The following is a 13049-nucleotide window of genomic DNA, read 5'->3' on the forward strand; positions in this document are numbered from 1 at the left end:
TATGGAAGATCGCTCTTTATAGCAACTCCAGCTCGCCCCTTTAGGCTAGGCTTGCTCGGAAAACAAGCGTGAGGCATAACAAACTAGCCAATATTTATCAGAGTTTAGCTAGAAGGAAGATGCTTTTTTACCAATGATTGAATCGCTTGAGCAAAGTGTGGTGTGGCAAACCTTTCTGCATTTTGCCGACATATCGTAGGTGAAAACGCACTTACATCGCCTTTTTTAAGCGCCTCAAATTGCTGAACTTTATTAATTAGGCTATCACTCGTTTGTTCTTCAACCCAGAGCGCTGTGATATTATCCAATGTTGTTTCAGCTAGCCCTCCTACGCCATAGCCAATCACGGGCGCACCTGCGGCTTGCGCCTCCACGGGCAATATCCCGAAGTCTTCTTCTGCCATAAATAGAAAAGCTTGGGCACGCTCCAAGTGATCAATTAATACTTGGTCAGATTGATAACCCATTAGGGTCACGTTTGGGCCTGCAAGGGATTTAAGCTTTGAATAATCAGGTCCGTCACCAATTACAACAAGCTGTTTGGCAGGCATTTTATTGAATGCTTCTATAACCAAGTCAATGCGTTTGTAAGGCACCATACGTGAAGCGGTTAGATAAAAATCTTCACGGGGGCGGTCATAACGAAATTTATCCACTTCTACCGGTGGGTAAATTACGTCTGCTTTACGCCGGTAAAAGGTTTCAATACGCTGCTTTATAAAGTGTGAAATAGCAACAAAATGGTCAACGCGCTGCGCACTGATGTAATCCCATTGCCGCAAACGGTGCAGCTGCCAACGCATAAGCCAGCTGATAGGCCCTTGCGCATTGCCGGATTGGCGCAGGTATTGATGCTGCATATCCCAGGCGTAGCGCATAGGGCTGTAGCAGTAACAGACGTGCACTGCTCCCGGGTCTGATATGACGCCTTTGGCCACTGCATGGCTGCTAGAGATAACCAAGTCAAACCCTTTCAAATCAAACTGCTCGACCGCCAGCGGCATCAGAGGCAAATAGCGCCGGTAATGTTTGCGCGCGCCCGGCAGCTTTTGGATAAAGCTGGTATGAATGGTACGCCCGACCAAGCAGGGTATTTTCTCATTGGGCAGGAAGTTTACCGTGGTAAAAATCTCTGCTTGAGGATAGCAGACGAGCAACTCCGCCAGAGCTTTTTCTGCTCCGGCCCAAGTGGTCAGCCAATCGTGGACGATGGCGACTTTCATTACCGTGTTTAGCTCCTAATCGCAGCGGAACGTGTTCGCAAGTGCCTTTACTCGCGACCGTACTCGTCGTTGTAGCGAACGATATCGTCTTCTCCTAGGTAGGAGCCGGTTTGCACTTCGATGAGGTGAAGCGGGATAACCCCAGGGTTCTCAAGGCGGTGAACCGTACCTAATGGTATGTAGGTGGATTCGTCTTCGGAAAGCAAAAAGCTTTTGAGATTGCTCAAATCACCATGCCCTTCACCCTGGGTCACTTTAGCGGTGCCTTGCACGACTACCCAGTGCTCCGCACGGTGGTGGTGCATCTGCAGTGAAAGCTTTGCACCCGGATTAACCACAATCTCTTTCACCTGGAAACTATCGGTCAGCACCATGGTGTGGTAATTGCCCCAGGGACGGTACACACACTGGTGGGACTGAGATTCTTTGCGCCCTGCCGCTTTCAGCGCGTTCACAATCAGCTTGGTGTCTTGAGCATTGTGGCGGTCGGCAACCAGAACGGCATCGTCGGTCTCGACAATCACTAGGTTGTTAACCCCCACGGCGGCCACCAACCGCGACTCGCTGTGAATCAGGCTATTACGGGTATTGTGGATCATCACATCGCCGTGTATTGCGTTGCCGTTCACCTTATCTTCGGGTGACTTTAGGTCGTGCAGGGCATCCCAGGCGCCGATATCACTCCAACCGGGGTCCATAGGCACGACCGCAGCTTCTTGGGTGTGCTCCATCACGGCATAATCGATGGACTCGCTACGGCACTGAGCGAAAATTTCCGGGTCAACCCTTAAAAAATGAAGGTCTTCGCTACGCTGGTCATAGGCCCGTTCACAAACATTGAGTATGTCGGGTGCGTACTCGCGCAACGCATCAAGATACGCGCTAGCTTTGAATAGGAAAATACCGCTGTTCCAAAGGTAGTCGCCACTGGCCAGGTAGCTTTCGGCGCGCTCCCGATTTGGCTTTTCTACAAACGCATCGACGTTGAAACCCGCGCCCTGGGCACTACCCCGTTTGATATAGCCGTAACCAATATTAGGCGTGCTAGGGGTAATACCAAAGGTGACTAATTTACCTTGACTACCTAATTCACTGCCCTTGCTAACCGCTTGCGCAAACGCCATATCGTCTTTAATGACGTGGTCAGCGGGCATCACCAACATTTCGGCCTCGGGACTAACACTCTTGGCCGCTAAAGCCGCCAGAGCGAGAGCGGGCGCAGTATTACGGCCGCATGGCTCCAGTATGATCTGCGTACTATTCAGGCCAATCTGATGCATTTGCTCGGCAACCAGAAAGCGGTGCTCTTCATTACACACCACAATAGGGCTTCCGGTGCCTTCGACGTTCTTCAACCGCTGCGCAGCCTCTTGCAATAGGCTGCGGTCATCTTTGTGCAGGTTCAAAAACTGCTTGGGGTAATGCTCGCGGGATACAGGCCATAACCGCGACCCCGAACCACCGGATAAAATCACCGGAAAAATCATATTTCCTCCTTGAAGCTTAAGTCACGGCCTTAATTACCCAGTTTTTCTTTCACAACCTTATAGAGCACGGTGACGTTAGGGCTGAGTGTTAATAAAGCCACGAGGGATGGTCATGGCTAAAATTTTAAGGTCGAAACCTAGCGACCATTTTTCTATGTAATAAAGATCGTATTCGACGCGTTTTTGCATCAGTTTTACATCGTCAGTGATGCCGCGTAGCCCATTGACCTGCGCCCAGCCGGTCATGCCGGGTTTTACCCGATGGCGCTGCATATAGATCTCAATATGATCTTTGTAATGATCGTTATGATCCATGGCATGGGGGCGCGGCCCCACCAACGACATACGCCCCTGCAAGACGTTATAGAGCTGTGGAAACTCATCTAAGCTGGTGCGGCGCAAGAAGCGACCTAGCCGTGTAATACGATGATCAGCGGGCGTCGCTTGCTCAGTTGCAGCACTTTCATGCAGTTTCATAGTGCGAAATTTATAGATTTTAAAACACTTTCCATCTAGCCCATGGCGCTCTTGTTTGAACAGAATTGGCCTTCCCATTTGGAGATAAACAGCTATTGCTACCGCAAACATAACCGGTAAAAAAACAATAAACAGTCCTAAGCCGAGGATTCGATCCTCTAGTGCTTTAACCATTCGCATCGGGCCATTGAGCGGAGTGTGATTTAATTCTAGCGAATACAAGCCGGCGACTTGCGTTATACGGTGATTAAGCAGGCGAATATCCGGGAGGTCGGGGAAAAAACGAATAGTCGTCGGTATGCCCGCCAGTAGGCTCATTAGCTCGCGCACCCGCGCGCCTTCTACCAACGGGTAGCCCAGCCAAATCTCATCAAACTGACGCTGAAACGTATTTTGAATGGCAAAAGCTGCCATGCTATTCATAAAAGCCGCATCACCGCTATCCAAGTGCTGGCCCACAATAACGTAGCCAGCATGGGGTAATTCGTTGACACGCTGTTCGAGTAAGCCAACATTGTCGACCTGCCCTATAATCAACACATTTTTTAAGTTGCGCCCAGTGGCACGCAAATGCCGCAGATAGGCATATAGGGCGGTACGCACCAAGCTGCCAGAGAACAGCACCGCTAAGGCGGTACCCCCCATCCAGAGGCGTGAAAAACTTTGTGTGGTTTGCGTGGCCACTAATAATAGACTGATAACACCAATAGCCGCTAACCAACTGAGCCCGTATACACCCTGCATGGAGTATAAGCTCCGGCCACGCCAAGGTTGATAAAGCCCCATTAATTCGCCAACGGCTGGCAGAATTAAACTGCCAATCACGATTAGAAAGAGGTATTCGTCTCCGTCTGCGTTGATATGCGGCATAGCCCAAAGGGTGGCTAACGATACCAGCATCGCGATACCAGCATCAAAGCAGCGCATGGCACGCCTAAGCCAGTCGCTTGTCTGTGTTCCTTTCAACGCTGCCATGCGGTAACCATTACCCAGCTGCCATATTTGGCGTATTTTCTGAATCTAACATTGAACTTAGTAACGCCATGATGTCGGCAAGATCATTACTGCTGAGCTCACCTACGGCGGTTTTCAATGCCAGTCTATCCAAGGCATACTCCCCGACTACATCCACGTATTGAATCCGCTGGTCATAAAGACTGGCTCTAGCATCAAGTACATCGACCAAGTCGCGGAGCCCTAGCTGTTCACCACGTTCTGCGGCGTCTAAAAACAGTTGGCTGGATTCGATGGCTTGGGTGAGCGCTTCCAAGCGACGCACGCCACCGTTCAAAGAGCGAAGGCGGGTACGTACTTCTTGAACCGCCAGATTGTGTTCGTTATCCACCGCTGCCTGGCCTGCTTCAATACGCTTCTCACCCTGGCGTACGCTGGCATTCGTATAACCGCCGCGATAAATCGGCACACTGACTTCTACACTGGCGCGGTAATCTTCGCTTTCACGCAATTCATCATCGCTGACACGGTCAGAGTAGCTTAGGTTTAGGTTCACTTCCGGATAGTAACCCGCCCGCCGGGTACTGGTATCTGCTTGGGTAATCTGCTGTTCACCTTGAGCTAACAGAACGTTTAGGTTCTGTCCTGTACGCGCTAGCCATTCTTCTTGACGGCCGAAATCGCTTTTTAACGCTAGATTCGCCAACTCACCCAGCGTGGCCACGTCCCGAAATCTAGGCGTTATGCCCGTCAGTCTTTCCAGCTCACTCAGCGCATTATCGAGTTCGTTTTCTGCCTCAACCGCGTCTGAAATGGCTTGGTCAAAACGCGATTGCGCTTCTAAAAGATCGACGCGATTGCCGACCCCTAAGTCAAAAGCGCGGCTAGCTTGGCGCACTTGTAACTCAAGGGACTCTTGCTGTGACTCTAAAAGCCCTAGCCGCTGCGCCGCCAAATAGGCTTGCACATAGGCTTCTGCAACTTGCAGCGCTAGGTCTTGCTCTACTACCGCGAGCTCTAGTTCAGCAGCGCTTACCTGGGCGTCCGCCACATCCATTCCACGCCAGCGTTCCAGGCTAAAAAGCGGCTGCTGAAGCTGTAGCTGCCAGTAATTTTCTTCTATCTCACCGGGGCGGGTCGCCTGCTGGTCAAGGCCGAAGTCATCGGGCGAGGTCTGGATGTTGGTAGAGTCTTGCCAAAGGTAGCCCCCCGTTGCACTTATCTGTGGCAGCAACTGCGAGCGCGCCATGGGGATTTCTTCCCGCGTGGCTTCCAGTTCATAACGTTGACGTGAAAGCTCAGCGTCGTTTTCTAACGCCCGCGCAAACAGTTCAGGTAGCGAGGGTAGCTGTCGTGATGACGAGCCTGCTTGATCCAGCGCGGCGTATTCTGCCATTGCTTGGGTGTCAGCAGGTACGTCTTGCTGGGTGTGCTCTTGTTGGGCAAGTAGGGACTGACTAGCCAGCATAACGGCTAGCGCCAGCGGAGCCAGTTTAACGGTTTTAGTTAGCAACATCCTGGTCATCAATCCTCTCGTATGGCACGCGCCAGCATGTCGGTGATGGGCTTGGCGATGTAGCTTGCAAAGGTGCGTTCACCGGTGCGTAACATGACTTCTGCGGGCATACCGGAGAGTAGCTCCATACGCTCATTCATTTGCGTGTAGCCTTCTTCGGTGACACGCACTCGGGCACGGTAGTACTGCGCTCCCGTGGCTTCATCTTCAAAACTGTCAGCGCTGACGTAAATCACTTCACCATCAATAACATCGGTTAAGCGTTGATTGAAGGCACTAAAGCGTATTTCTGCAAACTGACCAATATGGATGTTGTCGATATCGCGGGTGGGAATACGTGCTTCTACAACGAAACCTTCGTTGGAGGGGACGATATCCATGATTTTATCGCCTGGGCGTATTACAGCCCCCACGGTATGCACTTGGCGACCTACGACGGTACCAGAGACCGGGGCGGTGACCACTGAGCGCTCTACCTGGTCGCGGAGCGATATAATCTGCTCTTCTGCTTCGGCAATTTGTGCCTGGGCATCGCGCAACTGTTCACCAACCTCTTTCTGGAACTCTTGCTGCTGAATTTCACGCTCCATGCGATTCTCACTAATTTGTGAGCGCAGCTGGGCAATATTGGCGCGGAACTCAGCGTTATTACCCTCATACTGGAGTACTTGGCGTTCTAACTCACGCAGGCGTTGGTTATCCCCCAAGCCCTCACGGTACAGCGAGCGAAAGTCTTCGGCTTCAGAACGCAAGGAGCTAATACGCCGAGTATTGACGCTAATGCGCTCTTCCAATCCCTCAATCTGCTCGCGCATTTGCACGATTTGTTCATCCAGGGCTTCTAACGTACTTTTAAGCGATTGGCGCCGCGCCGCGAACAGGCTTTGCTGAACCGCAACGACTTGCTGAACGCGCGGATTATCAACATTTTGGATATCTTCGGGGATTTCCATCATTTCCGCCCCGGCCTGCTCGGCGAGCAGGCGAGCTTCCATGGCGCGGTTAATCAGGTAGCGTGAACGGGCAATCGCAAGCTGTGAGCTGGCTTGGGTGTCGCTCAACACAATCAGCGTGTCCCCGGCTTCTACTTTGTCGCCATCTTCCACCAGCAGCTGTTCGACAATACCGCCTTCCAGGTGCTGCACTGTGCGCTTAAAAGACTCAATCGAAACGCTACCCGGCGCTACCACCGCAATCGCCAATGAGGCTGTGGATGCCCAAAGCACAAAACCGCCTAAGGCAAAAATAAGAATGGCATAGCCAAGCTTGCGATAACCTTTGTCACTGGTGGGCAATTGTTCGCTGGCTTCGCCATCCAGTGTGGCCGGCCCCTGAGGGGTAACATCAATTTCAGTGCTAGGGAGGTTACGTTTCTCGTCACTCATGTTACTTCTCCTCGCTACCACGGCCACCGGAAATGGCCGAGAGACGGGCAGCGCTTTGCTGACTCACTTGCTCACGGGGCTTTTTGGCAAACTGGGCTAACACCTGGTCGCGTGGCCCGAACATACTGACTTGCCCTTCTTTCATGACCAGCAGCTTGTCCATGTTTTTCAGCACGCTGGTGCGATGGCTAATCACAAATAGCGTGGCGCCTTCGGCTTTCAGCTGGGCAATGGATGTTGCCAGCGCACGTTCACCGGCATCATCCAGGTTAGCGTTGGGCTCATCCAGCACCACCAGCACGGGGTTGCCGTACAGCGCCCGCGCCAGCCCCACCCGCTGGCGCTGACCGCCGGAAAGCGCCCCGCTGCTGGCAGAGATCACCGTGTCGTAACCGTTAGGCAGCTCCAGAATCATTTCGTGCACGCCCGCCTTCTTGGCTGCATCGACCACCTTTTGAGGGTCAATGTTGCCAAAACGAGCAATGTTTTCACTGATGGTACCGTCAAACAGTTCGATATCTTGGGGCAAATAGCCGATGTAAGGACCAATTTCATCACGGTTATATTGGGTGATTACCCCACCATCCAAGCGTACATCACCGACTTGCGAGGGCCAAATACCCAGCAGCACCCGTGCCAGGGTGGATTTACCCGCCGCGCTGGGGCCGATAATGCCGACGTGTTCGCCTTTGGGCACGCTGAAGTTAATGCCGCGAATAGTCGCCATACGCGATCCTGGCGGCGCTGCGGCTACGCCTTCTAATGCAACAACCCCTTGGGGAGCAGGGAGCGACATCTTGCGCTCTTCGCTGGGTATTTGCGTCAATAACTCGTTCAAGCGTTCATAGGAACCACGAGCGTTGACAAAGCCCTTCCAGCCGCCAATCATTTGGTCGATAGGCGCGAGTGCCCGCCCCATCAGAATCGAACCTGCAATCATCATCCCGGCGGTCATCTCGCCTTGAAGCACCAGAAACGCACCTAGGCCCAAGATCAAGGATTGGAACAATAACCGAAGCACCTTAGAGGTGTTGGTTAAGGCCCCGGCTCGGTCGCTTGCTTGGGACTGCTTCGATAGGAATTCGTGATGGCGCTTGGACCAGCGACCCATAATGCCGGGCAACATACCCATGGCATGCAGCACTTCAGCGTTGCGTAAATTGGAGTTAGCGAGATTTTGCGCTTGTATATGCTCGCTATTAGCTTCGGCAAGCAGCTTTTTGGTGGCTTTTTCGTTGGCAATGGCCAACGCTAGCAAAATAATGCCTGCGCAAGTGGCAAAGACACCTAACCAGGGGTGAAAGAGGAAAAGCACGCCCAGATAAACGGGGACCCAGGGCGCATCAAAAAAAGCAAACAGGCCATTACCCGTCAGAAACTGGCGCAAGCTGGTTAAGTCATTCAACGGTTGGGCGCTTTGGCCGCCCTGTGCCACTAGGCTGCGGCGGAACATGGCGCTATACAGCCGCTCGTTAATGGTCGTATCGAGCTTGTTGCCGACGCGAACCAACATGCGTGAACGCACCAGCTCTAAACCGCCCATAATCATAAAGAGGAATACCACCACCAGGGTCAGCATTAACAAAGTGTCAACACTCTGGGTGGAAAGCACACGATCATAAACTTGTAGCATGTACATGGGCGGTACGAGCATCAGTAAGTTGACGAACATACTGAAAAAGCCCACCGACACAAACGAACCTTTGCAGGCTTTCAGCGCCCGCTGCAAATCCGTCGCTTCCTGTTGCTTTGCCATTTGAATGGTCACCGTTGAATCGAAGAGGCGTCAAGCGCAAAAAAAGAATGGCGCAGCATAACAGAAGTGCCCCTACAGAGGGTAGAGGCGCATACCGCACCGCTGTAGCGTATAGCCTCATGCTTACAGCGAGTCAATCCTATATGTAATTATTGGCTGTTTGAGTAGAAAAAGCGCTACATAGCGCTTCTCGCCTAGAGTGTTAAACTCGCTGAAGGCATTTTTACCAGGAGAAATACGTTGAGTTCAGTGCGTTCCACTACCGCGATTATTCATGACAGCGGCATTGCTTTTGGTACCAGCGGCGCGCGGGGGCTGGTTGAACAGTTTACCGATGACGTATGTACGGCCTTTACCGTGGCGTTTATTACCGCCATGCGCGCATCCTTTCCAGTAACGCGTATTGCGTTGGGCATTGACCGCCGCCCCAGCAGCCCCACGATGGCAGCCGCCTGTACCAGTGCCGCGCATGCACTGGGAGTGAAAGTAGATGATTACGGCGTGCTACCAACGCCCGCACTGGCGTTAAAGGCAATGGCGGATAGCGTGCCCTGCATCATGATTACCGGCAGCCATATTCCGTTTGACCGTAACGGTATCAAATTTTATCGCCCCGACGGCGAGATTACCAAAGCCGATGAAACCGCTATTCTTAATGCTGAGGCGGCCATGCCTGCCCTACCGCCGCCAGCGCGCGGCGAAATTTCAGAAGCCGCCCATCAGGCCTATTCGGAGCGCTTCATTCATTGGTTTCCTGGAGAACCATTAAAAGGTTGGCGGGTAGGTTTGTATCAGCACTCTGCCTCCGGGCGCGATTTAAGTGCGCATATCTTGAGCGAGCTAGGCGCCGACGTGGTGGTATTGGGCCGCAGCGAAGTCTTTGTGCCTGTGGATACTGAAGCTGTTAGCGATAAAGATCAGGCCCAAGGCCAAACCTGGGCAGCTAAACATCAGTTGCATGCGCTGTTTTCCACCGACGGCGATGGCGACCGCCCCTTGTTAGGCGATGAAACGGGCACTTGGCAGCGTGGGGATATTGTCGGTTTGCTTTGCGCTCGCGCCCTGGGCATTGAAGCGCTGGCGGTGCCGGTAAGCTGCAATACGGCCATTGAGGCCTGCGGCGCCTTTCAGGTCGTCGAGCGCACACGTATTGGCTCGCCGTATGTGCTGGACAGCATGGCCAAGCTTAGTCAGCGGTTTGCGCGAGTAGCTGGCTTCGAGGCCAATGGTGGCTTTTTGCTCGGCAGCAAACTGGAAAATAATGGCCGTCAGTTAGCAGCACTGCCCACCCGCGATGCGCTGCTACCTGCGCTTACGCTGATGGTGATAGCCGCCCAACGTGGGGTTAAGCTTTCTCGGTTAATTGCCGATTTGCCTGCTCGCTATACCGCCAGCGACCGGATCAAAGATTTTACTACTGAGAAAAGCCATGCGTTACTGGCCAAATGGCAAGTCTCGCCTGAGCTGATGCAGCAAGCGCTGGGCTTACCGGCGAGCATTTCAGCGGTGAACACTACCGACGGCTTGAGAGCTACGCTTGAAAATGGCGATATCGTACACCTTCGCCCCTCTGGCAATGCCCCCGAACTGCGCTGCTACAGTGAATCAGCATCGCAAGCTGCCGCCTCAGCGCTGGTAAAACAGAGCTTGGACGCCCTCGCCAAACTGTAGCCCCTACATTGGCTGGGTGCGTGCACCGGGTGTTGTAGCCCAATTCATTGGGCGATCAGCAAGGATCGAGGCACCGAGGGTAATTGCTTCTAGATAGCCTGATCGCCCTGTAGACAATTTATTGGGCGATCAGCAAGGATCCAGGCGCCGAGGGTAAACGCTGTTAGATAGCCTGATCGCTCGACAAGTCGTGCTCCTACGAGAACCTGCTGGGTGGCGCCGTTGGTGAATGCTTGTTGAGGGTCTGGTTGCTCAATGAATTGGGCACCTAGAGGGCCCCGTTTTCTTTAACGCGTTTTCCCACCGGCTGTCGCGCTGCCCACACACAATAAAGTGGGGGTTGAGCAAGCTTTCCTTCTGATTGCAGCGTAGCGGCTCAAGGGTATGGGCGTTAAGCACTTCGCCGCCTGCGGCAGTCACCACGGCCTGGGCGGCGGCGGTGTCCCATTCACTGGTGGGGGCTAGGCGTGGGTATAAGTCTGCTTGGCCTTCCGCCACTAAACATAGCTTGAGCGAGCTGCCCATGCTGGTGCATTCGTGTTGGGGCAAGCCCGCACAGAAGCTTTCAAACGCTTCTATGCCGTGGGAGCGGCTACGCATTATGTGCCACGGTTGGCTTTCGGCGTCTGGCAGCGGGCGAACGCTGATTCTTTCACTTGGGTCGTTGCCTATCTGCTTCCAGGCGCCCTGCCCTGCTTGGCCTAGCCAAAGCGCTTTGAGCACAGGAGCATAGACGATACCGAATACGGGTACTCCGTTTTCAACCAGCGCTATGTTGAGGGTAAATTCGCCGCTGCGTTTGATAAATTCCTTGGTGCCATCCAGCGGGTCGATCAGCCAGTAGCGCTGCCAGGTTTGGCGGGTGCTGTAAGCCACCACTTGAGACTCTTCCGAAAGTACCGGTGTGCCGGGCGTTTGAGCTTCCAGCAACGCGACTAACGCGTAATGGGCTGCCATATCAGCGTCGGTTAATGGGCTATTGTCGTCTTTGGTTTCAACATTGAAATCACCATGATAAATCTCCAGCACGCGGCGGCCAGCCTCATGCACACCTTCAATTAATCGTTGCCGCATGGCATCGCTGACAAAAGCGGTCAATGGCAGTCCTTATCTCTATTTGGGTAAACGTTAAAACGACCATGAGCAGAGTAAAATAGCCGTAGCTTTCATCGCTTTTCGTCTTGAAAACCTTGCTGTCTTAAAAAAACTTTCAGGCACGCTAACACTCAGGGATTGATCTGGATGTTTCCCTTGCCCTCGTCTTATTTAGCATTTCGCGTACCGGCGGCGTCTTTAACTGCATGGCTTGCTGCGTTCGGTCACTGTGATTTTGACACAATGCACATTAACGCTGAAATTAGAAAAATTTCTGGGTTAACTCATTTTATCGCAAGGAGCGACATGAGCTTTTACGAAAGCCAAGCCAGCGCAGAACGCATGCAATGGTAACTTATCCAATGTAATGGGGGCGAGTCTTTCCGCGCGGCTAGCCAGCTGGGAAAGTGGGGTTATTCCCAAAATGGCTGGGGGTGGGCACCGGTTGTTGTAGGAGCCCAATTTATTGGGCGATCAGGATGGATTGAGGCGCCGAGGGTGAGTGCTGGTAGACGACCTGATCGCTCGACAAGTCGAGCTCCTACAGGGGCTAGGCGCAGGCATCAGGGTTTGTAGGAGCGCAATTCATTGAGCGATCAGCAAGGATCAAGGCACCGAGGGTGAATGCTGATAGATAGTCTGATCGCCCGACAAGTCGCTCTCCTACAGGGGCTGGGGGCAGGGATATAACATAGTGTGCAAGGAGGAGCGGTGATGCCACGGGGTCATGCGTTGAGGATGGGGCGGCGGTGTTTGCCGGGCAACTATTACCTAATAACGATGGTGACGGCTGACCGGTCGCCTTATTTTCTGGATTTTACGCGTGGTTGTGTGGCGGCGCGGGCTTTTGCTCAACCTTCCGTGTGTCAGCATGCAACAACCTGGGCATACGTTGTAATGCCCGACCATATTCATTGGCTGTTGGCGTTAGAGGGCGATCTATCTCAGGCGGTTAAGCTGTATAAATCGTATGTGTCGTTGGCGTTGGGCAAGCCGGTTTGGCAGCGGGGTTTTCATGACCGGTTGATACGTGAGGAGGATGGCGTGCAAGACACCGCGCGTTATATCGTCGCGAATCCGTTAAGGGCTGGGTTGGTTAATCATATTGGCGATTATAGCTTTTGGGATGCCCGTTGGTTAACACCGAATGCGGGTGATCAGGTGGTTGTGTGAGTAAATGGCCCGATCGCTCTATAGGAGCCCAATTCATTGCGCGATCAGCAAAGATCAAGGCGCCGAGGGTGAATGCTGGTAGATGGCCTGATCGCCCTGTAGGAGCCCAATTCATTGGACGATCAGAAAGATCAAGCCGCCGCAGGTAATTGCTTGTAGATAGCCTGATCGCCCTGTAGGAGCGCAATTTATTGCGCGATCAGCAAGGATCGAGCCACCGAGGCTGAATGCCGATAGACGGCCTGATCGCCCGACAAGTCGGGCTCCTACAGGGGCTGGGTGCAGGCACCGGGTGTTGTGGGAACCAGACTT

Annotated in this window: 9 protein-coding genes; 2 read left to right on the plus strand and 7 right to left on the minus strand. The window is 53.1% G+C overall.

Features of this window, described 5'->3' with window-relative positions:
• Positions 1-104 precede the first annotated feature (104 nt).
• From RZA33_RS16810 to RZA33_RS16835, 6 genes are all read right to left on the minus strand, one after another.
• Positions 105-1223, minus strand: a complete 1119-nt coding sequence (locus tag RZA33_RS16810; protein WP_317508855.1) for a glycosyltransferase family 4 protein — start codon at positions 1221-1223, stop codon at positions 105-107.
• Between the two features lie 47 nt (positions 1224-1270).
• Positions 1271-2710, minus strand: a complete 1440-nt coding sequence (locus tag RZA33_RS16815) for a mannose-1-phosphate guanylyltransferase/mannose-6-phosphate isomerase (RefSeq protein ID WP_317508856.1) — start codon at positions 2708-2710, stop codon at positions 1271-1273.
• A gap of 75 nt (positions 2711-2785) precedes the next feature.
• Positions 2786-4114 carry an undecaprenyl-phosphate glucose phosphotransferase gene (locus RZA33_RS16820; RefSeq protein WP_317508857.1) on the minus strand — a complete coding sequence of 443 codons (1329 nt, stop codon included), beginning with the start codon at positions 4112-4114 and terminating at the stop codon, positions 2786-2788.
• A 58-nt stretch (positions 4115-4172) separates the two neighbouring features.
• Complete coding sequence (locus RZA33_RS16825; RefSeq protein ID WP_322976220.1) at positions 4173-5666, minus strand: TolC family outer membrane protein; 1494 nt, start codon at positions 5664-5666, stop codon at positions 4173-4175.
• Positions 5666-7042, minus strand: a complete 1377-nt coding sequence (locus tag RZA33_RS16830) for an HlyD family type I secretion periplasmic adaptor subunit (RefSeq protein WP_317508860.1) — start codon at positions 7040-7042, stop codon at positions 5666-5668. Before RZA33_RS16830 ends, RZA33_RS16825 begins: the two co-directional genes overlap by 1 nt.
• A gap of 1 nt (position 7043) precedes the next feature.
• Entirely contained in the window at positions 7044-8798 is a 1755-nt protein-coding gene (locus tag RZA33_RS16835; RefSeq protein ID WP_317508861.1) for a type I secretion system permease/ATPase, read from the minus strand.
• A gap of 249 nt (positions 8799-9047) precedes the next feature.
• Here RZA33_RS16835 and RZA33_RS16840 point away from each other — a divergent pair, with 249 nt between their 5' ends.
• A complete protein-coding gene (locus RZA33_RS16840; protein ID WP_317508863.1) occupies positions 9048-10469 on the plus strand; it encodes a phosphomannomutase in 1422 nt (473 codons plus the stop codon).
• A 252-nt stretch (positions 10470-10721) separates the two neighbouring features.
• Here the strand turns inward: RZA33_RS16840 and cysQ are convergent, their stop codons facing one another.
• On the minus strand, positions 10722-11567 hold the full coding sequence (gene cysQ, locus RZA33_RS16845) for a 3'(2'),5'-bisphosphate nucleotidase CysQ (RefSeq protein WP_416337881.1): 846 nt from the start codon (positions 11565-11567) through the stop codon (positions 10722-10724).
• 711 nt (positions 11568-12278) lie between these two features.
• On the opposite strand from cysQ, the gene RZA33_RS16850 reads away from it, so the two are divergent.
• A complete protein-coding gene (locus tag RZA33_RS16850) occupies positions 12279-12737 on the plus strand; it encodes an REP-associated tyrosine transposase (protein WP_317508862.1) in 459 nt (152 codons plus the stop codon).
• The last annotated feature ends 312 nt before the right edge of the window (positions 12738-13049 follow it).

Origin of the sequence: Halovibrio sp. HP20-59 (assembly GCF_033052795.2) — a bacterium.
In the GTDB taxonomy this organism is placed as follows: Bacteria; Pseudomonadota; Gammaproteobacteria; order Pseudomonadales; family Halomonadaceae; genus Vreelandella.

What these genes read in the sequence shown, in the direction of transcription:
- RZA33_RS16825 (WP_322976220.1), bottom strand. Translation starts at nt 5,666, where the DNA reads ATGACCAGGATGTTGCTAACTAAAACCGTTAAACTGGCTCCGCTGGCG.
- RZA33_RS16815 (WP_317508856.1), bottom strand. Translation starts at nt 2,710, where the DNA reads ATGATTTTTCCGGTGATTTTATCCGGTGGTTCGGGGTCGCGGTTATGG.
- RZA33_RS16820 (WP_317508857.1), bottom strand. Translation starts at nt 4,114, where the DNA reads ATGCGCTGCTTTGATGCTGGTATCGCGATGCTGGTATCGTTAGCCACC.
- RZA33_RS16810 (WP_317508855.1), bottom strand. Translation starts at nt 1,223, where the DNA reads ATGAAAGTCGCCATCGTCCACGATTGGCTGACCACTTGGGCCGGAGCA.
- RZA33_RS16850 (WP_317508862.1), top strand. Translation starts at nt 12,279, where the DNA reads ATGCCACGGGGTCATGCGTTGAGGATGGGGCGGCGGTGTTTGCCGGGC.
- RZA33_RS16830 (WP_317508860.1), bottom strand. Translation starts at nt 7,042, where the DNA reads ATGAGTGACGAGAAACGTAACCTCCCTAGCACTGAAATTGATGTTACC.
- RZA33_RS16835 (WP_317508861.1), bottom strand. Translation starts at nt 8,798, where the DNA reads ATGGCAAAGCAACAGGAAGCGACGGATTTGCAGCGGGCGCTGAAAGCC.